Origin of the sequence: Streptomyces sp. NPDC029044 (assembly GCF_040637495.1) — a bacterium.
GTDB lineage: Bacteria > Actinomycetota > Actinomycetes > Streptomycetales > Streptomycetaceae > Streptomyces.
Map to the genome: position 1 here is coordinate 107,803 of NZ_JBEZWN010000003.1, position 20,110 is coordinate 127,912.

The window sequence follows — 20,110 nt, forward strand, 5'->3', positions numbered from 1 at the left end:
TCACTCCCTCGTGCCCCAGGGCTCCTGTCCGCCGAACCCTTCATCTGCTAAGACTTTTACAGCCCAAACATCTCACGAACTAAGGGATCTGGGAATGCCAGCGAAGCCGCGTCCGGCCGCCACACCCGAGCAGGCGCTCTCGGCGATGGACCAGCTCATCGCGACTCACCTGGTCGGACAGCACGAGATCGCCCAGCAGGTGGGCCTGAGTGTGACCGACCTCACCTGCTTTGCCTACGTGATCGAGGCCGGCGAGAACCTCCCCACGGCCGGCGACCTGGCGGCCCGCGTCCACGTCACCACGGGCGCGGTCACCGGCATCCTCAACCGCCTGGAGCGCGCCGGCTACATCACCCGCCGCCCCGACCCCACCGACCGCCGCCGCATCCGCGTGGCGGCCCAGCCCGACGCGGTAGCCCGGGTCCGGGAGGTCTACGAGCCCTACTACGCCCGGCTGACGCACCTCTTCGCGGACTACTCCCCGGACGAGATCGCGGTCCTGCACGACTGGTTCACCCGCGCGAGCACGCTGGCGGCGGACTACCTGGAGGAGCACTGCCGCCCGGACTGAACCAGAGCCTCCGTCGCTACCTGGGCCGACGTGAGTGCCGGCTCGTGCGTCGGCGCACGGTGAAGACACAGGCGAGCACACCGAGGCCCCAGGCGATCAGGAGCGCTCCCCACAGCGGCATGGTCACGATCGGCACGAGAAGGCGGATCTCGACGTCCGAGCGGTTCTCGAAGATGAAGATCAGAGCGACGGCGGTGACCAGGACGAAAGGCGCGAAGCGGCGGACCGCGGGCCGGGAGAAGAACGGGGTGTGCGCCTTGTGGTCTGAGCTGGACCGAGCCATGGAGTACCTCTCCATCACGTTGCCCCTGATCCCAGCGTCCCCTTCCCCGATGCGGACCGCCACCGACGGAGAAGGGAGAGGCCGAGAGGCAGAACCCCGGCATCCGGCGGACGCCGTGGGCGTCTGCCCTTACCGCCACTCCAGGACGTCACCCACGCTCAGCGCCTTGTCCGCGCTCCCCGCAGTGATCTTCTTCGGGGTCGCGCCGGGGGAGGTGGCGGAGACGAAGAAGTCGAGCCGGGTGCCCTGGAGCGAGGCGAAGATCAGCTGCTTCCCGTCCGCCGAAATGGCCCGCACGGTGTTCTTCCGATCCGTCGCCGGGATGATCGGATCACCCAGGGCGCCCTTCGGGAGATCCGCCGTGCCGTCGAGCCGAGCAGTGTCCAGCGTCCAGAAGGAGTTCCTCCGCTCCGGATCGTCGGCCTTGTCGAGCCGGGGGCCGCACAGCACGGTGACGTCGTCGACCCAGCCGTAGGGGTAGCAGTCGGCCTCGAAGGGAATGCCGGCCGCCTTCGCTCCGCCGACCTTGAACAGCGCGCTGCGCTGTGGCACGTCGGCCACGTTGAAGCCACGCCCGGTGATGAAGGTCGTCGCCCTGCGCCCGTCGTGACTGACGCGGACTTCCTTGCCGAAGAGCCCGCGCACCGGGTCACCCGCGAGCGCGAGGCCGGCCCCGTCCATGTAGCGGCCGTCACCGCTTCCCTGTTCGGTCGCCGCGTGGTCGCCCGAGACGGAACGGCTGGCGATCCGCACACGGTCCGAGGAGTCGGTCTCGGTGAACCAGACAGCGCTGCCGTCCTGGGCGAAGACGGCGTTCTCCTCCCTGGGCGCGTCGGCGAAGTCCTCGCCCTGTTCACCGGACAGCCTGGTCAGCTTGCCGCTGGTGTCGACGTACCCCACCCCTGTCGCCTCGGTCTCACGATCGACCAGAACGACGGCCATCCGGGAGAAGTCCTTGTCGAAGAGCTGCCGCAGCCGCGTGGCGGCGACGGCACGCGGCCCTTCCTCGGACGTGCCGACACCGGGGAAGTTGTCAGCGCACAGCTCCACGAGCGGGGAGGCGACGTCGTCGGCCTCCGCGACCACGGCCTCGGCCGGGACGGTGAAGGTCCGGGAGACGGTCCGTTCCCACGTCGTCGGATCCCAGCCCGTGACCGTCACTCCGGCCGGATTGCTCGCGGGCACGGAACACGAGGCGGTGACGATCACACCCTGGTCCGTGAAGTCCCCGCTCCCCTTGTCTGCGCTCCCGCCCACGCCCTGCCGTCCGGCAGTCGCCTGAGTGCCCTTGGCATCAGGGGCGGCGTCGTCGTCATGGCCCCCGCCACACCCCGCGGCGAGCGGAAACAGCACCGTGGCGACAGCCAGCGCGGCCGCGCCCCGACCCCGCCGGCGGCCTCCGTGGCCCTCAGTCCTTCTCACGTCCGTGTCCCCTCGCGATGTCCTGCTCAGCAGCGGCCACGTGATCGTAGTGCGAACGGGCGCGAGTCGCCGTGGAGTTGATGGACGGTCGAGGAGCCGGTGCGTCGAGTGAGGGCTCCGTAACCGTGACCTGCTCTCCAGGGGACCCCGAACTCGGGGTCCCCTGCACGCCGTTCGCCTATGCGGCATCCACGGTCAGGGAGTAGTCCACACCAACGGCGAAGTCCTGGGCCTGACCACGGATGGTCAGTGTGTGCTTCCCGGGCTTCAGCGGGGGCAACTGGACCCAGAGGCCGCACCCTGTGGTCGTGAGGCGCTCGTCGGTGCCTGTGACGGGGTTGAAGGCAACGCCCTTCACAGAGATCGGCTCTCCGCGGTTCGTCTCCGATCCGACCTTCTTGCCGTCCAGGACTGCGGACCCCTTGGCCTTGCTCATGAAGAATGCGCAGTCCGCCGGCTCACCCATCAGGTTCACCAGGGGAAACGCGACAGGGACCCCTTCGGGGACGTTGCAAGTGCGCTCGGCCTGAGTGCCGAAGGTACCCGCCAGGAACCACACGTCCTGCGGCTGGTTGCGCTCACAATCGCTCCCGTCCTCGTCGGCGACCGGATTGGTGCCTTCGGGTTCCGACATCGCCCACGTCCACCATCGGCTCTGGAGATCCTCAGGAGAGAGACCGCCTTGCGCCGACGACGGCGCATCTGAAGCCCGAGCCGGCGCGTCCCCTGTTCCCTCGGTTGCGCTGCGCCCGCACCCCACCAGCGCCGCCAGGACCATGGTCATGAGCACCACTCTGCTGGTCTTGATCTTCATGAGTTCCCCTCCCCTACTGCGCACCTGCGCGACCCCCGCTCGCATACGGATTGCGCGGACCCGGTCCGCGAGCCGGCCGACCCCCTTGGGCCGCCCGTTGCTGTACTCCGCCGCTGTACGCCTCCGAAACGCAAGAGGCCCCGGATCTCTCCGGGGCCTCTGATCTGTGTGCACTCGGCAGGATTCGAACCTGCAACCTTCTGATCCGTAGTCAGATGCTCTATCCGTTAAGCTACGAGTGCTTGTTCTGTTTTTTCGCCGCTCTCGGGCCTTCCGGCTCGCTCGCGGCGACAGGAAGAACATTACATGACTGCCGCCGCCATGTGAAATCCGTTAGCCATACCCCTTGTGAGCTGCGGAAACGGCACTTCCGGCCGCTCCTCCGGGCGCTCTCCCGGAGGGCAACGACAGCGAAGCCCCGGTCGGGTGACCGGGGCTTCGTGATCGAGTGCGGAGGCGGAGGGATTTGAACCCTCGATGGGCTTTAAGGCCCAAACCGCATTAGCAGTGCGGCGCCATAGACCGGACTAGGCGACGCCTCCAGCATCACTCCCGCGCGAGCGCGAGCGGTGCGTGCCGATGATGACACAGTCGAGCGTGCTGTCACCAATCGACCCCCACGGTACTAGGCGGGAAGGGCGCAGGGCAAAGGCCTTGTCAGGCCCGTGCGGGCCCCGCTCGCATGGCGGCGCGCAACATCCCGGGCCGCCCGGCGTTAGTCAGGGCATGTTGCGTGCCACCCCCCGGGCCACCGCCCGCCCCGTCCTGCGACGCCTCCTCATCGGTGCCGCCGCCTCCGTCGCCGCCGCCGGGTCGCTGACCGCCGTGCCCCCGGCCGCCTACGCCCAGGCCGACGTGATCGACCTGCTGCCCCCGGCCGGGCCCGGCGCCGGCCCGGACCGCGATCACCTCACCGTCACCGTGCGGAACGCCGGCGGCGGGGCCGACGGAACGTTCGAGCTGTACTGCGGCCCCGACGGCGGCAGCCACCCCGACCCGCGCGGCGCCTGTGCCGCCCTGGAGCGGGACACGCGGTGGGGCCAGGACGTCTTCGCGCCCGCGCCGGAAGGCGGCTTCTGCACCATGCAGTACGGCGGCCCGGCCACCGCACACGTCACCGGTACCTGGGCCGGACGGCCCGTCGACGCCACGTACGACCGCCGTGACGGCTGCCAGATCTCCCGCTGGGACCGGCTCGTGCCGCTGCTGCCGGGCATGGGGGGAGACCGGGGCGCCAGGGCCTGAGCCGTCCGCCGGCTCCTGCGCGGCAGACAGGGCGGGCATCCCGGCGCCTCCTTCTGCGCCACTCTCCGCCCTCATCACGCCAGTCTGGCCAAAAGGTACAGAAACGCCGTCGTCGTAAAGGTCCCGCGAAGGTCCCGCGACGTCGTCGCAGGAGGGCGGGTGTTTGACGGTTACTCGCTCGTCAGTTCGGGGTCACTTCCTTGAGCGACCTCGCTCTCATCCGGCGTCGCGAGCGCAACCGCAGCCCTTAGACTCCCTCGCGTGACACGCTGCGGGACGGTTGGCAAGATGGCCCGAGCGGTCGGCAAGGTGCGGTAACAGGGAGGAAGCGTCTCGTGAGCAGCAGGCCATCCCGAGGCGCTGCTCGCCTCGCAGCCATACTGGACGCGCTTCCCGACGCGTTGGTGCTGGTCAACGCCAATGGGACGGTCGTCAACGCCAACACCATCGCCCTGGAGGCCTTCGAGACCCCGGGGACCGCCCTGGTGGGGCGCGGGCTGCTCGATCTGCTGCCGCAGTTCGACTCCAAGCTCATCCCCGGCTCCATGCGGCGCCCGGAACACCTCGATCCGCACGCCCGGACCAAGCCGACCCGCATGATCGCGCGCCGGACCGACGGGACCGAGTTCCCCGTCGAGGTCACCAGTGCGAATCTGGAGAACGGGCAGCAGGCCTACGACGGTTACGGGTACAGCGGTGACGAGCTGCTCATGCTCGTCGTGCGCGACCTGACCGGGACCGTCGACACCGAGGCCGAGCTCGCCCGGTCCCAGCGGCAGACCGAGATGATCCTGCGGGCCGCGGCCGAGGGCGTCGTCGGGACCGACACCGACGGACGGATCGTGCTCGTCAACCCGGCCGCCGCCCAGATACTGGGCTTCCGGGCCAGCGATCTCGGCGGGCGCGAACTGCACGACCTCGTGCTGCACTCGCGCGCCGACGGCTCGCCCTTCCCGTACGAGGACTCGCCGCTCGCCGACACCCTGCGCTCCGGGCGCAAGCACCGGGTGCGCGGCCAGGTGCTGTACGCCAAGGACGGCGGCAAGGTGCCCGTCGACCTGACGACCGCGCCGGTGCGCGACGGCGACCAGCTCGTCGGCGCCGTGATGACCTTCACCGACCGGCGGCCCTACGACGCCGTCGTCGAGGAGAAGGAGGCGGCGGAGAAGCGGCACGCCGAGGAACTGGAGCGGGTCGCCGAGGAGCACGCCTCCGAGCTCACCGCGCTGCGCCAGCAGCACGTCGCCGAGGTGGAGGAGCTCACCGAGCGGCACGCCGAGGAGCTCGCCGCGAACGAGGAGCGGTACGCCGCCCTCGGGGAGCGGGAGAAGGACCGTTTCGAGGCGCTCGCCGCCCGGCACGAGCAGTTGCTGACCCTGCTCGGACGGTCGCTGCGCGGCCCGCTGGACGAGCTGCGCCGCGAGCTGGCCGCGCTGGCCGCCGACGACGCCGGGCAACTGTGGCCCGAGGCCAACCAGGTGCTGCACCACCTCTCGGCGGGCTATGCGCGCATCACGACATTGATCGACAACGTCCTCGGATACCAGCGGCTCGACGCCGGCAGCGAGGACATCGCCCGTACGAAGGTGATGCTGGACGCCGTCGTCGCCGCCGGGGTCGACGGGGCCGTCGAACTCATCGGGCCCGGGCGGGTGCAGTTCGCCGTGCACGCGCCGCCCATCGAGGCCGAGGTCGATCCCCGGCTGCTCGCGACCGCCCTCGCGCACCTCGTCGCGGACGTGGCGGGGGTCGACGCGACCGGCAACACGCCCGTGTCGGCGGGCGGTTACCTGGACAACACCGTCGTGGTGGCGGCGGCGCAGCGGGGTGAGGTCGTCCGCATCGAGGTGCGCGGGCCGTACGCCGGTGGCGACACCGTGCACGAGCCGATCGTGCGCGGGATCGTCCGGGCCCACGGCGGCGTGCTACAGACGCACGACGTGCCGGGGATGAGCGGGAGCGCGTACGTCCTCGAAGTGCCGATCGGGGGCGGGGCCGGGGCGGTCGCCGTCCAGCCGGTGGACGAGTCCGCCGCGCTCGCTCTCGTCGACCCCGCACTCGTCGACCCCGCTCTCGGCGATCCGGCTCTCGGCGATCCGGCTCTCGGCGGTCCGGCCGCCGTCGATCCCGCCGGGCAGACTTCCGTGGGGCGGCGCCGGGCGCGGCGCGCCACCACCGACGCGTTCCTGGACGGAGACGTCCCGGGTGGTGAGGACGAGGCGGCCGGTGGTCCCGGAGCCGACGGGGCCGCGCCCACCGGGCGGCGCAGGCGCCGGGCCGCCGGGGAGCAGCCGGCCCTTCCCGCGCAGGCGTCCGGTGAGGGCGGCGCGTCGGGCGGTACCGGGCGACGGCGGCGCGCTGCGGAGGACGCCGGTGCGGGTGCCGTCGGCAGTGCCGTCCAGGGGATCGCCGAGGGGGCCGTGGTGACGGCCGCCGAGCATGCGGCGGGTGCCGCCGCCTCGAACACGGGGCTGGGCGGGACCGTGCCGCCGCAGGGGGTGCCCGCGCCGTCCGGCCGGCGGGGCCGACGTGAACCCGGTGAGCAGGCCGCGCTGCCGCCGGCGCTGCCCGCGCCGTCGTCCGGTGGTGAGGCCGCCGGTCCGTCCGACGCGGCGCAGGGGCAGGCCCAGCAGCCGACCGGGCGCCGGCGGCGTGCGCTGGCCGCCGCCAACGAGCGGGCGGCGGCAGCCCAGGAGGCGGCCGGGCCGCGTCCGGTGTTCGCGCTGCCGCCGGCCGAGGCCGATCAGACACCGGCCCCCGCCACCGCGCCCGCGTCCGCGCCCGTTCAGGAGGAGGCTCCGGCCGAAGCCGGGCAACCGGTCGCCGACGGGCCCGCGGGGGCGCCGGGTGTGGTGCCCGCTCAGGGGCAGGTGCCGGTTCCGGAGCAGGGTGCCGGTGCGGTCCCCGGTGTGGCCGCCGCCGGTGACGGGGCGGTCGAGGAGGGGCGGCACGACGCCGTCCCGCACGACCAGTCCGCCGATCACACTCCGCCGCAGCCGCATCCCACGAGCGCGCCGACCGGCCGTCGGCGACGGGCCGTCGCCGTGCCGCAGCCGGCCGAGGGAGCCGGAGCGCAGGCGCCGGTGAATGCCGGCCAGGCGGGTCCGGTGCCTGCCGGATCCGTGCCTGCCGGATATACGGCCACAGGTCCCCTGCCTGCCGGATCCGTGCCTGCCGGATCCACGGCCACAGGTCCCGTGCCTGCCGATTCCACGGCCACAGGTCCCGTGCCTGGCGGGCCGGGCCAGGGCGATCCGGTCCAGGCCGGCGTCGCCGCTTCCCCCCTCGCGCCGGGTACGGCCGTACCGCCACAGGGCGTGCCCGTTCCCGCGCAGGGGAACGTCCCCCACGCGAACGCCCCGCACGTCGCCCAGCCGCAGGGCGTGTCCGTCCCCGCGCAGGGCGGGCTCGGGCAGAGCGTGCAGGCGGCCCTTCCGGGACAGGCCGTGCAGCCCCCCGCCCCGGCCCAGCCCCTGCCGCAGCAGCCCCCCGCCGGGCCGCTTCCCGCCGAGGCCGCTCCCGGGCAGGGCACTCCGCCCGGGGGCACGCCCGCCCAGGGAACCGCTGCCCAGCCCGGTGCTCAGCAGCCCGGTGCCCATCCATGGCCCGGCGCCGACGACACGTCGGGGGCCGGTGCCGTACACCCCGCGCCTCCGAACGGCACACCGCCCCGGGCCGCGCGCCAGCACACGCCCGCCCCGGGCACCCCGTTGCCGCCGGAGGGCTCGCCGCGGGCGGCTCAGCCGTTGCCCGCGGAGGCCGCCGGGCCCGCGCCGGTCGACCCGAACTCGACGCAAGGCCGTGCGATCAGCGTGCGGACGCTGGGCCAGGGCGTGCCGTTCAACCGGCAGGCGGTCCAGGTCCAGCAGCCTTCGGCCGTACCGGCCCCGCAGTCCGCCCCGCATCCGCAGCAGACGGCGACGCCGCCCCCGCACCAGCCGGGCGGATCGGGACGGCGCCGCAAGCTCGGCACCCCGCCCGACCCGGCGACGCGTACGGACCAGACGGCCCGGCCGGAGCAGGGGCAGCCGCGTCCGGAGCAGCAGGCACCCCGTCCGGAGCAGGCCGCGCGGCCGCATCCGACGGCCGGTCACACGCCGCCGCCGGTCGCCGCGCAGGTGCCCGCCCCGGCCACCGCACCGGTGCCGGCGCAGCCGTCCCTCGCCGGTCAGTCGCGCCTGGCGCAGCTGACCGAGGGCGGCGGACGGTCGTACGCCATAGGCGCACCGGACGAGAACGCCGCCGAAGGACCGGAGCCGCTGGACGGGCCCGGCGGGGCCGTCGAGGTGGCCGATCCGCCGCGGCCGCAGCCGATGGACGACGAGCTGCCGCCCGAGCCGCTGGACAATCCGCGGCGGCTGCTGGTGTGGCCGGCGCCGGACGTCAGCACCCAGCAGGCGTTGAGCGACCGGGGCTACCGGCCGGTGATCGTGAACTCGCGCGAGGAGGTCGCCGCGCAGATCGCGGCCTTCCCCGCCGCGCTGTTCGTCGACCCGCTGACCGGGCCGATCACGCGGACGGCACTCCAGTCGCTGCGGCAGGCCGCCGTGGCCGCCGAGGTCCCCGTCCTCGTCACGGCCGGGCTCGGGCAGGCCTCGCGGGACGCGGCGTACGGCGCCGATCCGGCCGTGCTGCTGAAGGCGCTGGCGCCGCGCGACAGCGAGCAGCACCCGCCGCGGGTCCTGTTGATCGAGGAGCACGCGGAGATCGCGCTGGCGCTGACGGCGACGCTGGAGCGGCGCGGCATGCAGGTCGCGCGGGCCGCGAGTGACGCGGACGCGGTGACGCTGGCGGGGCAGTTCCGGCCGAACCTGGTCGTGATGGACCTGCTCCAGGTGCACCGGCGGCAGGAGGGGTACGCCGGGATCATCGACTGGCTGCGGGCGAACGGGCAGCTCAACCGCACCCCGCTCGTCGTGTACACCGCCGCAGTCGACCAGGCGGACCTGCCGCGGCTGGCCTCCGGGGAGACGGTGCTGTTCCTCGCGGAGCGGTCCACCAGCTCCGAGGTGCAGTCCAGGATCGTCGAGCTGCTCAGCCGGATCGGGACCAACTGAGCACCGGGCGGTCGTCCTACCGGGCCGTCAGCCGGCGCGCGGCCTCCTTCACCGAGGCGCGCAGGCGGTCCCGTTCGGACGCGCCGTCGCCGACCAGGATGCGTCGCATCTGGGGGACGACGGCGGTCCAGTTGGCCAGGGCGGTCAGCAGGAACAGCAGGTCGGCCGCCGGAATGGCGTCCGTGACGGCTCCGCGCCGCTGCCCCTCGCGGAGGGCGGCGACCTTGCGGGCGTAGTGCTCCTGCCGGTGGGACTCGTGGGGCAGCTCGGTGCTGCCGTACTCCAGGCCCTCCCAGAAGAGCAGGCGCAGCAGCTCGGGGTGGGCGGCGTGGTAGTCCATCAGGCGGTCGACCCAGCTCTCGATGTCGTCCGGGTCGACGGGGACGGCCTCGGCGAGGTGGAGCATCTTCTTCTCCAGGACGATCGCGAACAGCTCGGCCTTGTTGCCGAAGTAGGCGTAGATGAGCTGCTTGTTGGCCTTCGCCGCGCCGGCGATGCGGTCGATGCGGGCGCCGGCGATGCCGTGCCGGGCGAACTCGGCGACCGCCGCCTCGAAGATCCGGGCCTTGGTGGCCTCGGGGTCCCTTGCTGCCATGGGGGAGAGGGTAGCGCGCCGGGTAACCAACTGTTTGGTTGACAGGGAATGAAGGGGCGGCTCACACTGTTCCCCCGTCAGCCAACCAACCAGTTAGTTGTTAGAGCCGACTCCAAGGAGTCCCCTCCCATGCCGTCAGCGACCGCCACCGCCGCCCGGGCCACGGCCCCGGTGCGGCAGGCCCGTACACCCGCCCCCGGCCTCTTCCTCACGCTGCTCGCCGTGTGCAGCGCGGTGACCGCCGCCAACATCTACCTCGCCGCGCCGCTGCTCCCGCTCATGGCCCGCGACTTCGGCACGGCGCCCTCGGCCATCGCCTGGATCGCCTCGGTCGCCCAGCTCGGCTACGCGGTCGGGCTGCTGTTCTTCGCCCCGCTCGGCGACAGCGTGAACCGGCGCCGGCTGGTCGCCGGGCTCACGCTCGTCACCGCGCTCGCGCTGGGTGCCAGTGCGGCCGCCCCGGGCGCCGCCGCCCTCGCGGCCGCGGTGTTCGTCGCCTCGGCGGCGACCGTGATCCCCCAGCTGCTCGTCCCGCTGGTCGCCGAGCGTGCTCCCGCCGAGCGGCGGGCCAGGCATGTCGCGGCGGTCATCGCGGGCCTGTTCGCCGGCATCGTCGCGGCCCGGGTCGTGGGCGGGCCGGCCGGGCAGGCGTTCGGCTGGCGGTGGGTGTTCGCGGGCGCGGCCGTGCTCACCCTCGCCCTGGGCCTCGCGACCGCGGTGGTCCTGCCGTCGCGGCGGCGCCGGGAGGGCCCGCTGTTCGCGGGGCTTCTCGCGCTGCCGTCGGTGCTGCGGAGCTCGCCCGAGCTGTGGCGGGCGTGCGTGCGGCAGGCCGGGATGTTCGGTGCGTGGAGCGCGCTGTGGACCTCACTGGCGCTGCTGCTGACCGGTCCGGAGTACGGCCTGTCCATCGCGACCGCCGGGCTGTTCGGCCTGTTCGGGCTGACCGCGAGTGCGGTGGCGCCGCTGGCGGGCGGGCTGGTGGACCGGTTCGGGGCCGCCCGGGTCGTGCGCTCCGCGTATCTGATCGCCGCTGTTTCGGTGCCGCTGTTCTGGCTGGGCGGGCACGTGCTCTGGGCGCTGTTCGCCGCCGCGGTCGCCGTGCACGCGGCCCTGGTCGCCTCCCACGTCGCCAACCAGACCCTGGCCCTGACCGCGACCTCCACCCCCGCCACGGCCAACACCGCCTACGTGGTCGCCGGTTTCGCGGGCGGCGCGGCCGCATCGGCCCTCGCGGGAACCGCCTACAGCCACTTCGGGTGGGGCGGGGTGTGCGTCGTCGCGGGGGTGTGGCTGGTGCTCGGGTGGGGCGTGACCGCCGTACGACGGTGAAGTGCTGCCGTACGGCGGTCCGGGGCGGGTCAGAGGCTGGTGACGTCCAGCTCCCCCTCCGCGTACTGCCTGCGCAGGACCTTCTTGTCGAACTTGCCTACGCTCGTCTTCGGGACCGCCTCGACGATCGTCCACCGCTCGGGAAGCTGCCACTTGGCGATCTTCCCCTCGTCGGCGAGGAAGGCGCGCAGGGTGTCGAAGGTGGCGGTGGAGCCCTCCTTGAGGACGACCGTGGCCAGGGGGCGCTCGCCCCACTTGTCGTCGGGGACGGCCACCACGGCCGCCTCGGCGACGTCCGGGTGGGACATCAGCGCGTTCTCCAGCTCCACCGACGAGATCCACTCGCCGCCGGACTTGATGACGTCCTTGGCCCGGTCGGTGAGGGTGAGGTAGCCGTCGGCGGAGATCGTGCCGACGTCGCCCGTCTTGAGCCAGCCGTCCTCGCTGAACTTGTCGGCGGGGCGCAGGGGTTCGCCGTCGGGGCCGTTGTAGTAGGCACCGGCGATCCAGGGGCCGCGCACCTCCAGCTCGCCGGCCGACTCCCCGTCCCAGGGGAGGCGTTCGCCGCCGGGGCCGGTCAGGCGGCCCTCGACACCGGCCGGGAAACGGCCCTGGGTGAGGCGGTAGGCGAACTCCTCCTCCGAGCCGGCCGCCACTCCGGCCGGCGGACGGGCGATCGTGCCCAGCGGGGACGTCTCCGTCATGCCCCAGGCGTGGCAGACCCGCATGCCCAGCTTGTCGAAGGCCTCCATCAGCGAGGGCGGACAGGCCGAGCCGCCGATGGTGACCTGGCCGAGGCAGGAGACGTCGCGCGGGTTCGCGGTCAGCTCGGCGAGCAGGCCCTGCCAGATGGTGGGGACGGCGGCGGCGTGGGTCGGCCGCTCGCTCTCGATCATCGCGGCGAGCGGGACCGGCTGGAGGAAACGGTCCGGCATCAGCATGTTCACGCCGGTCATGAAGGTCGCGTGCGGCAGGCCCCAGGCGTTCACGTGGAACTGCGGGACCACGACCAGGGAGGTGTCCTCGTCGGTCAGGCCCATCGACTGGGCCATGTTGACCTGCATGGAGTGCAGGTAGACCGAACGGTGGCTGTAGACCACGCCCTTGGGGTCGCCGGTGGTGCCGGAGGTGTAGCACATCGCGGCGGCCTGGCGTTCGTCCAGCTCGGGCCAGTCGTACGAGGTCGGCTTGCCGGCGATCAGGTCCTCGTACTCGTGAACGTGGATGCCACCGGCGGCCGCGCCGTCGAGGAGGGAGCGGTCTCCGGGGCCCGTGACGACCACGTGCTCGACCGGCTTCAGGTGCGGCAGCAGCGGAGCGAGCAGGGGGAGCAGCGAACCGTTGGCGATGATCACGCGGTCGGCGGCGTGGTTGACGATCCAGGCCAGCTGCTCGGGCGGGAGGCGGAGGTTCAGGGTGTGCAGGACCGCGCCCATCGACGGGATCGCAAAGTAGGCCTCGACGTGTTCCGCGTTGTTCCAGGCGAGGGTCGCGACGCGCTCGTCGCCGGTGACGCCCAGGTCGTCCTTCAGCGCGTGCGCCAGCTGGGCCGCGCGGGCGCCGATCTCCGCGAAGGAGCGGCGGTGCGGCTCGTCCTCACCGGTCCAGGTGGTCACCTGTGATGTCCCGTGGATCGTCGACCCGTGGGTCAGGATCCTTGAGATCAGCAGCGGTACGTCCTGCATGGTGCTCAGCACGGCGTCCTCCCGGGGGCGACTTTGCCTACGCGGTGGTAAAGGTTGCGCTGATTCTGCGCACATACCGCGTGGTATGTCACTAGGACCGGGTGATCGATCAGATCACGCCATGCCGGAGGGGCGTCTCACAAGCGGGCGGGGCACCGCCTCACCGGCGGACAAGTCCCAGCTCAGCGTCCTCGCGGAGCTTGCCGATCGCCCGGGAGACGGCCGACTTCACCGTGCCGACCGAGACGCCGAGCACCTCGGCCGTCTGGACCTCACTGAGGTCCTCGTAGTACCTGAGGACCACCATCGCCCGCTGCCGGTCGGGCAGCCGCATGATCGCCCGCCACATCGCGTCGCGCAGCGCCTGCTGCTCGGCCGGGTCGTCACCGCCGGGCACGGGGTCCGGCTCGGGCAGCTCGTCGCAGGCGAACTCGTCGACCTTGCGCTTGCGCCACTGCGAGGTCCGGGTGTTCAGCAGCGCCCGGCGCACATAGCCGTCGAGGGCGCGGTGGTCCTCGATGCGCTCCCAGGCGACGTACGTCTTGGTGAGGGCGGTCTGCAGCAGGTCCTCCGCGTCGCTCGGGTTGCCGGTGAGCGAGCGGGCGGTACGCAGCAGCACCGGCTGGCGGGCCCTGACGTACGACGAGAACGACGGGTACGGAAGGGTCTGCGCCGCTGGTCCGGCCGCCTTCGAAGCGCTCGTGCAGACGAGTGTGGTCATGGCTCAACGCTAGGAGCGGGGGCACCCCGAGCGGATCGGCCGCAGGTCCCGAAGCGAGGTCCCCCTCAGGTTGTAGGGGTAGGGTCCGCCGCACCTCCTGTAGGTGGAGCGGTGGACCCGGGGTACTGCGGGTTCACCCCTGAGGGGCGGCGGTCAGTACGAGTCCCGACGTAGGCACGCCCGTCCCCGCCGTCACCAGGACCCGCTGCGCCCCGGGCACCTGGTTCACCGCCGTCCCCCTGATCTGCCGGACGGCCTCCGCGATGCCGTTCATGCCGTGCAGGTACGCCTCCCCCAGCTGACCGCCGTGCGTGTTGAGCGGCAGGTGCTCCCCGGCCACGAAGTCCGCCGCCTCACCGGGGCCGCAGAAGCCGAACTCCTCCAGCTGCGTCAGCACGAACGGCGTGAAGTGGTCGTAGAGGATCCCCACATCGATGTCGGCCGGTGAGAGCCCCGAGGCGCGCCACAGCTGCCGGGCGACCACCGCGGCCTCGGGCAGGCCGGTCAGGTCGTCGCGGTAGAAGCTCGTCATCTGCTCCTGGGCGCGTCCGGCACCCTGGGCCGCCGCGGCGATCACCGCGGGCGGGTGGGGCAGGTCGCGGGCCCGTTCGACGGAGGTGACGACCAGGGCCTGGCCGCCGTCCGTCTCCTGGCAGCAGTCGAGCAGCCGCAGCGGTTCGACGATCCAGCGCGAGGCGGCGTGATCGGCCAGGGTGATGGGCCGGCCGTGGAAGTGCGCCGCCGGGTTGGTCGCCGCGTACTTCCGGCCGACGACGGCCACGTGCCCGAACGCCTCCGGGGTCAGCCCGTAGGTGTGGAGGTAGCGCCGGGCCGCCATCGCCACCCACGAGGCCGGGGTGAGCAGGCCGAACGGCAGGGACCAGCCGAGGGCCGCGCCCTCCGCCGACGGCTCCCGCTGCCGCACCCCGGAGCCGAAGCGGCGGCCCGAGCGCTCGTTGAAGGCGCGATAGCAGACGACCACGTCCGCGACGCCCGCCGCGACCGCCAGGGCGGCCTGCTGGACGGTGGCGCAGGCCGCGCCGCCGCCGTAGTGGACGCGGGAGAAGAAGGACAGCTCCCCGATGCCGGCCGCCTGGGCGACGGTGATCTCGGGGCTGGTGTCCATGGTGAAGGTGACCATGCCGTCGACGTCGGCCGGGGTCAGCCCGGCGTCCGCCAGGGCCGCGCGCACCGCCTCGACGGCGAGGCGCAGTTCGCTGCGGCCGGAGTCCTTGGTGAAGGCGGTGGCCCCCACCCCGACGACGGCCGCGCGCCCGCCGAGACCGTCCCGCCCTCTGAGGCTCATGCCGGGATCCTCACCGTCACGGTGCCGGTGACGTGCTTGCCGATGCCGTTCGCGCCGACGACCCGGACGGTCACCAGGTCGCCGTCGACCTCCTCGACCGTGCCCGTGAGCACCATCGTGTCGCCGGGGTGGTTGGGCGCACCCAGCCGGATGGCGACCCGGCGCAGCTCCGCCCGCGGGCCGAAGTGGTCGGTGATGTAGCGGCCGACCAGGCCGTTGGTCGTCAGGATGTTCATGAAGATGTCCGGGGAGCCCTTGCGCCGGGCGAGCTCCGGGTCGTGGTGGACGTCCTGGTAGTCCCGGGAGGCGATCGCCCCGGCGACGATCAGGGTCCGGGTCACGGGGATCTCCAGCGGCGGGAGGCGGTCACCGGCCTTCACGGGCCCACCCCCTGGAACACCGGCAGCTCCAGCTCCTCGTCGTAGCGCCGGAACTCCAGCCGCACCGGCATGCCGATCCGTACCTCGTCGTACGGCACTCCGACCACGTTGCTGACGATCCGCACGCCCTCCGCGAGTTCGATGAGGCCGACTGCGTAGGGCGGTTCGAAGGCCGGGAAGGGCGGGTGGTGCATGACGACGTACGAGTAGACGCTGCCCTCGCCGCTCGCCGGCACGGTGTCCCAGTCCGGGGAGCCGCACGCGTTGCACCCGGGCAGCCAGGGGAAGCGCAGGGTGCGGCAGGCCGTGCAGCGCTGGATGAGCAGTTCGTGGCGGGCGACGCCCTCCCAGAAGCCTGCGTTGTCGCGGTTGACGACCGGGCGGGGGCGGCGTTCCGCCGGTCGCGAAGGCCGGTGTGCGGGGGCGTACTTGAGGATGCGGAAGCGGTGGGTGCCGGCGAGCTCGCCCCCGGCCCGGACGTCCGTGCGGGTGGTGATGAAGTAGCCGGTGCCGAGTTTCGTGGTCTTGCGGGCGGACACCGACTCAATCACGGAGTCGAAGGTGATCCGGTCGCCCGGGCGCAGGGGGCGCAGGTAGTCCTGTTCGCAGTCGGTGGCGACGACGGCGTCGTGGCCCGACGCGTCGAGCAGCGTGAGCAGTTCGTCGTACGCGGCCGTGCGCTCGGGACGGCGGGTGAGGCCGGCCATGGTCCACGCCTGGAGCATGGTGGGCGGAGCGATGGCGTCCGGTCCCGTGTACGCGGGGCTGGTGTCGCCCATGGCCTCGCACCAGTGCCTGATCATCGGCTCGTTGACCGGGTCGCGCCCGACCCCGGTGGCGGCGGCCGGGAGGCCCTCGTAGGCCTTCAGGCGCGCCTCGAATTCCTCGTGGACCTCCGGCTCACCTCTCACGGTTTCTGACTGTCCGTCAGATCGGCTGCGCCGTCAAGACCCGGCAGACGCGCGAAAAACGCCTGCGCGGCGATACCGGAGTACCGCCGCTCAGACGTTGTGACCCCACGAAGCACACCCCCCACGGCGCCCGGGACGGTGCCGCCGCACCGTCCCGTTCAGCTCACCACCACAGCGGGGCGAAGCTGATGGCGGTGTTGGCGTTGCCCTGGTTGACGGCCGTGAACTCCGAGCCGTTGACCTGGGCGGTGTTGCTCTGGTTCGAGGCGCCGTCACCGACGGCCTGCTGCTGGGTGGTGGCCGCGGTGCCGAAGTTGTCGCCGCCGACGCCGCTGCCGAGGTTGCCCTGCTCGGCCTCCGTGACGGCCGCGATGGATCCGTTGTCCGCGAAGGCGCCGTTGTCCGCCGTCGCGACGCCGGTGAAGAGGGCGGCGGCGAGCGGAAGCGCGGAGACGGCTGCGATGACGCGGGCGGTACGGATGCTTGCCATGTTCTTGTCCCTCCAGGACTTCTCGGAATCGAGGACGCACCGGCTCATGGCCGTTTCGTGCGTGAACCACTGCTGTCACCAGGGAGGTTGGCCGACCGCCCCGGTGCGGTGCTCGACGTCGCGAGTCCAGAGTTGCCCACCGAATCCCCGGCGAACCACACCGGAAGCCGCTATTCGCACGCAAGCGTGAGGACAAGTCGATAAACCCCTATGCGTCACTTCCGTACCGGATGGGAGCGAAAGGGGGCGTTCGAACCCGGGTGCCGCAAGGGATGAAGCGTTCCAGCAGCTTCTCCGGCCGCCGCCCGGCCCCGGCGCGTCGCACCCGTTCCCTCTTTCCTTTTTCGAACGTACGTACGAAACTAGAGGCATGGCCACCACCGACCGGCAGGCCACGACGCTGGCCCTCGCACACGCCCTGTCAGCCGCCGAACGCGGACTGGCCGTCCTCCCCCTGTCCCGCTCCAAGCTCCCGGCACTGCGCTCCCCGCACCGCGACGACCCCGCGCCCTCCCCCTGCCACGGCGCCTGCGGCCGCCTCGGACACGGGGTCTATGACGCCTCCAGCGACCCGGACCGCATCCGCGAGCTGTTCGCCGCCGCGCCCTGGGCGACCGGCTACGGCATCGCCTGCGGCCTGCCCCCGCACCACCTGATCGGCCTCGACCTGGACGTGAAGACCGGCACGGACTCCTCGGCCGCCCTGCGCGAGCTGGCGCTGCGGCACCTCTTCACGATCCCGCCGACCGTGGTCGTGGTGACCCCGTCCGGCGGGCGGCACCTGTGGCTGAGCGGACCGTCCGAGGTGGTCGTCCCCAACTCGGCGGGCCGCCTCGCCCCCGGTATCGACATCCGGGGCGCGGGCGGCTACCTGGTCGGCCCCGGCTCCCGCACGGGCCAGGGCGTGTACGCCGCCGCCCCCGGTACCGCGCACCTGGCCCCCGCCCCCTGCCCCCGCTCCCTCCTGCGGCTGCTCCTGCCGCCACCCCGCGCCCACCACGCGGTGCCTCCCGCGGCCGGCGGGCACGGCCAGGGCCTGGTCCAGTTCGTCCTGGCCGCCCACGAGGGCCAGCGCAACACCCGCCTGTTCTGGGCGGCCTGCCGGGCCTACGAGGACGGCATCGGCCCGGCGCTCGTGGATCCGCTGGCCGACGCGGCCCGGGCCACCGGACTGTCCGAACGGGAGGCCCGGGCGACGATCGCCTCGGCGGCACGGATGACCGGGCACCGGCCGTGAACCCGGCTCCGTCCCTGACCACCACCGAAAGACCTCGATGCAACTCCACGCGAAAAGGCCGGCCCTGGCGCTCGCCCGCCTCGTCCTGGCCTCCGGCCGCCCGGTGGACCTCGCCGAGCTGCGGTTCTCGTCGACGTACGGCGACCTGCTCGACGGCTACCCCTGCAAGCCGCTGAACGACCTGCGCATCCGCAGCCTCCTGCACGCCGCCGAGCGGTCCCGCCCGGGCACGCCGGTGCACCTCGTCCCGCCCCGGCGCGAGTACCCCGACCAGTACGCGGGCGGCCTCGGGCCGGTCGAGGTGCTGCCCGCCGTGGCCTGCCTCGGCACGTTCCACTCGGCGGCCCTGGACCCGGCCCGCGACCCGGTCGCCTGCCGCTCGCGCCTGACCGTCGTCTGGTTCCAGTCCACGCCCCGCCTGCCGTCGGACTGCGACGCCGAGCCCGCGCTGCGCGACCTCGACTGGGCCGTGCTGGCCCGGGACGCCCCGGCGCCCCCGTAGGGTCGGCCGATGAGCGCTTCCCGTACGGAACTGCCGCGCTGGCAGTTCGAGTTCACCTGGACACTGTTCGAGTACCACCTGGAGCGGCTGGAGCCCGGGGACTTCCTCTGGGAGCCCGCGGAGCTCTGCTGGACGATGCGCCGGGGCCCCGACGGCACCTGGGTCCCGGACTGGGCGGACACCGAGCCCGACCCGGTCCCCGTACCCACCCTCGGGTGGGTGAGCTGGCACATCGGATGGTGGTGGAGCGTCACCCTCGACCACGCGCAGGGCCGCCCGCCCCGCGACCGGGCGGACATCGTCTGGCCCGGAGAGGGCGCCCCGACGGTCGAGTGGCTGCGGGGCCTGCGTACGCAGTGGCTGAAGGTCCTGGACGACCTCACCGACGAGGACCTGGACGCCACGGCCCCGTTCCCCTGGCCGAACGATCCCGGGCACACCGTCGAGCACATGGTGGCCTGGGTGAACGCTGAGCTGATGAAGAACGTGAGCGAGATCGGCCAGCTGCGGATGCTGCGGGCGGCGTCCGCCTAGACCGCGCCCAGGCCCACCGGTACGTCTACATCACTAACGGCACGCCTGTGACCTGCCGCGATGCGGTTCGTTGAAGCATGCATGCGACTCCGTCTGCTCTCTCGTGCCGCTGCTCTCCTCGTCGCGCTCGTCGTCCTTCAGGGCGGTTCGTCCGCGCTGGCCGCCGAGGGGGGAGGGGGGAGCGGCGGAGGGGGCGGCGGACGGTCGGGGGCGATCGACCCCATCACCCCGTTCGCGCAGGGCGCCTCGGTACTCGCCGGGATGGCCCAGCCGTTCTACGAGGCGTTCAGCCAGGCCGTGTCCCCGGCTTCCGGGGCGCGGCCGCCCGGGGCGTGACATCGTGGGGGCATGAGCATCGACGTTCGCCCGGCCACGGCCTTCGAGGACGTCCGTGCCGTGCTCGGGCCGAAGTCGCCCACGGCGAACGTCTGCTGGTGCCTGAGCTACCGGATCCCCTCCCGGCTCAACAACGAACTGCGCGGCCCGGCCCGCGGCGCGTACGTCGCCGAGTTGTGCCGGGCGGAACCGCCCCCGGGCGTCCTCGCCTACGACGGTGCCGAGCCGGTCGGCTGGGCCGCCGTCGCCCCGCGCGCGGACACCTCCTTCGCCCGCAACCGCAAGATCCCGCACCTCGACGACCTGCCGGTGTGGTCGCTCTGGTGCGTCCGGGTCCGCCCCGGCCACCGCAAGCAGGGCATCTCGCACGCCCTCATCGCCGGCGCGGTCGAGTTCGCCCGCGACCGGGGCGAACCGGCGATCGAGGCGTACCCGTTGGACAACGGCGACGCCAAGGTCGATCTGACGATGGCGTACGCGGGTCTGCGGAAGAACTTCGAGCGCGCCGGCTTCGCGCACGCGGCGGACACGACCTCGGTGCTGGCCGGTCACCCCCGCATTCTGATGCGCCTCGACCTGCGCTGAAAAAGGCTCGACCGCTGGCGACGGGGGATGCACCAGCGGTCGAGCTATGGCCAAGGGTAACAAGCGCTTGCCCACCACGAGCCGACTGACCGTCAGGAAACCCCGGT

19 protein-coding genes and 2 tRNA genes are annotated in these 20,110 nt (G+C 72.8%); 9 read left to right on the top strand and 12 right to left on the bottom strand.

Features of this window, described 5'->3' with window-relative positions:
• Positions 1-94: 94 nt before the first annotated feature.
• Positions 95-571 carry a MarR family transcriptional regulator gene (locus tag AB0E85_RS03965; protein ID WP_361922119.1) on the top strand — a complete coding sequence of 159 codons (477 nt, stop codon included), beginning with the start codon at positions 95-97 and terminating at the stop codon, positions 569-571.
• Positions 572-587: 16 nt separating this feature from the next.
• Here the strand turns inward: AB0E85_RS03965 and AB0E85_RS03970 are convergent, their stop codons facing one another.
• The 5 genes from AB0E85_RS03970 to AB0E85_RS03990 form a co-directional block, all read right to left on the bottom strand.
• The gene (locus tag AB0E85_RS03970) at positions 588-854 is read right to left on the bottom strand and encodes a hypothetical protein (protein WP_361922121.1); all 267 of its coding nucleotides are present in this window, start codon (positions 852-854) and stop codon (positions 588-590) included.
• Positions 855-983: 129 nt separating this feature from the next.
• Complete coding sequence (locus AB0E85_RS03975) at positions 984-2,111, bottom strand: hypothetical protein (protein WP_361922123.1); 1,128 nt, start codon at positions 2,109-2,111, stop codon at positions 984-986.
• Positions 2,112-2,454: 343 nt separating this feature from the next.
• On the bottom strand, positions 2,455-3,090 hold the full coding sequence (locus AB0E85_RS03980; protein ID WP_361922125.1) for a signal protein: 636 nt from the start codon (positions 3,088-3,090) through the stop codon (positions 2,455-2,457).
• A gap of 169 nt (positions 3,091-3,259) precedes the next feature.
• Positions 3,260-3,332: transfer RNA gene (locus AB0E85_RS03985), tRNA-Arg, on the bottom strand.
• 209 nt (positions 3,333-3,541) lie between these two features.
• Positions 3,542-3,632 (bottom strand) — tRNA-Ser (locus tag AB0E85_RS03990).
• A 184-nt stretch (positions 3,633-3,816) separates the two neighbouring features.
• Between AB0E85_RS03990 and AB0E85_RS03995 the strand changes: the two genes are divergently transcribed.
• Both AB0E85_RS03995 and AB0E85_RS04000 read left to right on the top strand, forming a co-directional pair.
• Positions 3,817-4,335: an SSI family serine proteinase inhibitor gene (locus AB0E85_RS03995; RefSeq protein WP_361922127.1), complete on the top strand. Its 519-nt coding sequence runs from the start codon at positions 3,817-3,819 to the stop codon at positions 4,333-4,335.
• Positions 4,336-4,670: 335 nt separating this feature from the next.
• Positions 4,671-9,392 carry a PAS domain-containing protein gene (locus AB0E85_RS04000; RefSeq protein ID WP_361922129.1) on the top strand — a complete coding sequence of 1,574 codons (4,722 nt, stop codon included), beginning with the start codon at positions 4,671-4,673 and terminating at the stop codon, positions 9,390-9,392.
• Positions 9,393-9,408: 16 nt separating this feature from the next.
• Here the strand turns inward: AB0E85_RS04000 and AB0E85_RS04005 are convergent, their stop codons facing one another.
• Positions 9,409-9,987, bottom strand: a complete 579-nt coding sequence (locus AB0E85_RS04005) for a TetR family transcriptional regulator (protein WP_361922131.1) — start codon at positions 9,985-9,987, stop codon at positions 9,409-9,411.
• 129 nt (positions 9,988-10,116) lie between these two features.
• On the opposite strand from AB0E85_RS04005, the gene AB0E85_RS04010 reads away from it, so the two are divergent.
• Positions 10,117-11,316, top strand: coding sequence for an MFS transporter (locus AB0E85_RS04010; protein ID WP_361922133.1), 1,200 nt, complete (start codon positions 10,117-10,119; stop codon positions 11,314-11,316).
• A gap of 29 nt (positions 11,317-11,345) precedes the next feature.
• On the opposite strand, the gene AB0E85_RS04015 is transcribed toward AB0E85_RS04010, so the two are convergent.
• The 6 genes from AB0E85_RS04015 to AB0E85_RS04040 form a co-directional block, all read right to left on the bottom strand.
• The gene (locus AB0E85_RS04015; RefSeq protein WP_361922135.1) at positions 11,346-13,013 is read right to left on the bottom strand and encodes a long-chain fatty acid--CoA ligase; all 1,668 of its coding nucleotides are present in this window, start codon (positions 13,011-13,013) and stop codon (positions 11,346-11,348) included.
• Positions 13,014-13,161: 148 nt separating this feature from the next.
• Positions 13,162-13,722, bottom strand: coding sequence for a SigE family RNA polymerase sigma factor (locus tag AB0E85_RS04020; RefSeq protein ID WP_361922137.1), 561 nt, complete (start codon positions 13,720-13,722; stop codon positions 13,162-13,164).
• A gap of 133 nt (positions 13,723-13,855) precedes the next feature.
• On the bottom strand, positions 13,856-15,028 hold the full coding sequence (locus tag AB0E85_RS04025) for a lipid-transfer protein (protein WP_361922139.1): 1,173 nt from the start codon (positions 15,026-15,028) through the stop codon (positions 13,856-13,858).
• Complete coding sequence (locus AB0E85_RS04030; RefSeq protein ID WP_361922141.1) at positions 15,025-15,408, bottom strand: MaoC family dehydratase; 384 nt, start codon at positions 15,406-15,408, stop codon at positions 15,025-15,027. Before AB0E85_RS04030 ends, AB0E85_RS04025 begins: the two co-directional genes overlap by 4 nt.
• Positions 15,405-16,319, bottom strand: coding sequence for a bifunctional MaoC family dehydratase N-terminal/OB-fold nucleic acid binding domain-containing protein (locus tag AB0E85_RS04035; RefSeq protein WP_361922143.1), 915 nt, complete (start codon positions 16,317-16,319; stop codon positions 15,405-15,407). The genes AB0E85_RS04030 and AB0E85_RS04035 overlap by 4 nt, the downstream gene beginning before the upstream one ends.
• Positions 16,320-16,482: 163 nt before the next feature.
• A complete protein-coding gene (locus tag AB0E85_RS04040; RefSeq protein WP_161366759.1) occupies positions 16,483-16,809 on the bottom strand; it encodes a hypothetical protein in 327 nt (108 codons plus the stop codon).
• Positions 16,810-17,179: 370 nt separating this feature from the next.
• Here AB0E85_RS04040 and AB0E85_RS04045 point away from each other — a divergent pair, with 370 nt between their 5' ends.
• The 5 genes from AB0E85_RS04045 (at position 17,180) to AB0E85_RS04065 (ending at position 20,003) form a co-directional block, all read left to right on the top strand.
• Positions 17,180-18,046, top strand: a complete 867-nt coding sequence (locus AB0E85_RS04045) for a bifunctional DNA primase/polymerase (RefSeq protein ID WP_361922145.1) — start codon at positions 17,180-17,182, stop codon at positions 18,044-18,046.
• Positions 18,047-18,083: 37 nt separating this feature from the next.
• Positions 18,084-18,548, top strand: a complete 465-nt coding sequence (locus AB0E85_RS04050; protein WP_361922146.1) for a hypothetical protein — start codon at positions 18,084-18,086, stop codon at positions 18,546-18,548.
• A 9-nt stretch (positions 18,549-18,557) separates the two neighbouring features.
• Positions 18,558-19,082: a DinB family protein gene (locus AB0E85_RS04055; protein WP_361922148.1), complete on the top strand. Its 525-nt coding sequence runs from the start codon at positions 18,558-18,560 to the stop codon at positions 19,080-19,082.
• A gap of 81 nt (positions 19,083-19,163) precedes the next feature.
• Complete coding sequence (locus tag AB0E85_RS04060) at positions 19,164-19,418, top strand: hypothetical protein (protein ID WP_361922150.1); 255 nt, start codon at positions 19,164-19,166, stop codon at positions 19,416-19,418.
• Positions 19,419-19,430: 12 nt separating this feature from the next.
• Complete coding sequence (locus AB0E85_RS04065) at positions 19,431-20,003, top strand: GNAT family N-acetyltransferase (protein ID WP_361922152.1); 573 nt, start codon at positions 19,431-19,433, stop codon at positions 20,001-20,003.
• Positions 20,004-20,110: the final 107 nt, after the last annotated feature.

Bases quoted from the DNA above. Each gene is read 5' to 3' on its own strand.
- AB0E85_RS04005 (WP_361922131.1), bottom strand. From the start codon at position 9,987: ATGGCAGCAAGGGACCCCGAGGCCACCAAGGCCCGGATCTTCGAGGCG.
- AB0E85_RS04025 (WP_361922139.1), bottom strand. From the start codon at position 15,028: ATGAGCCTCAGAGGGCGGGACGGTCTCGGCGGGCGCGCGGCCGTCGTC.
- AB0E85_RS03995 (WP_361922127.1), top strand. From the start codon at position 3,817: ATGTTGCGTGCCACCCCCCGGGCCACCGCCCGCCCCGTCCTGCGACGC.
- AB0E85_RS04040 (WP_161366759.1), bottom strand. From the start codon at position 16,809: ATGGCAAGCATCCGTACCGCCCGCGTCATCGCAGCCGTCTCCGCGCTT.
- AB0E85_RS04050 (WP_361922146.1), top strand. From the start codon at position 18,084: ATGCAACTCCACGCGAAAAGGCCGGCCCTGGCGCTCGCCCGCCTCGTC.
- AB0E85_RS04020 (WP_361922137.1), bottom strand. From the start codon at position 13,722: ATGACCACACTCGTCTGCACGAGCGCTTCGAAGGCGGCCGGACCAGCG.
- AB0E85_RS04065 (WP_361922152.1), top strand. From the start codon at position 19,431: ATGAGCATCGACGTTCGCCCGGCCACGGCCTTCGAGGACGTCCGTGCC.
- AB0E85_RS04010 (WP_361922133.1), top strand. From the start codon at position 10,117: ATGCCGTCAGCGACCGCCACCGCCGCCCGGGCCACGGCCCCGGTGCGG.
- AB0E85_RS04060 (WP_361922150.1), top strand. From the start codon at position 19,164: ATGCGACTCCGTCTGCTCTCTCGTGCCGCTGCTCTCCTCGTCGCGCTC.
- AB0E85_RS03970 (WP_361922121.1), bottom strand. From the start codon at position 854: ATGGCTCGGTCCAGCTCAGACCACAAGGCGCACACCCCGTTCTTCTCC.
- AB0E85_RS03980 (WP_361922125.1), bottom strand. From the start codon at position 3,090: ATGAAGATCAAGACCAGCAGAGTGGTGCTCATGACCATGGTCCTGGCG.
- AB0E85_RS04055 (WP_361922148.1), top strand. From the start codon at position 18,558: ATGAGCGCTTCCCGTACGGAACTGCCGCGCTGGCAGTTCGAGTTCACC.
- AB0E85_RS03965 (WP_361922119.1), top strand. From the start codon at position 95: ATGCCAGCGAAGCCGCGTCCGGCCGCCACACCCGAGCAGGCGCTCTCG.
- AB0E85_RS04045 (WP_361922145.1), top strand. From the start codon at position 17,180: ATGGCCACCACCGACCGGCAGGCCACGACGCTGGCCCTCGCACACGCC.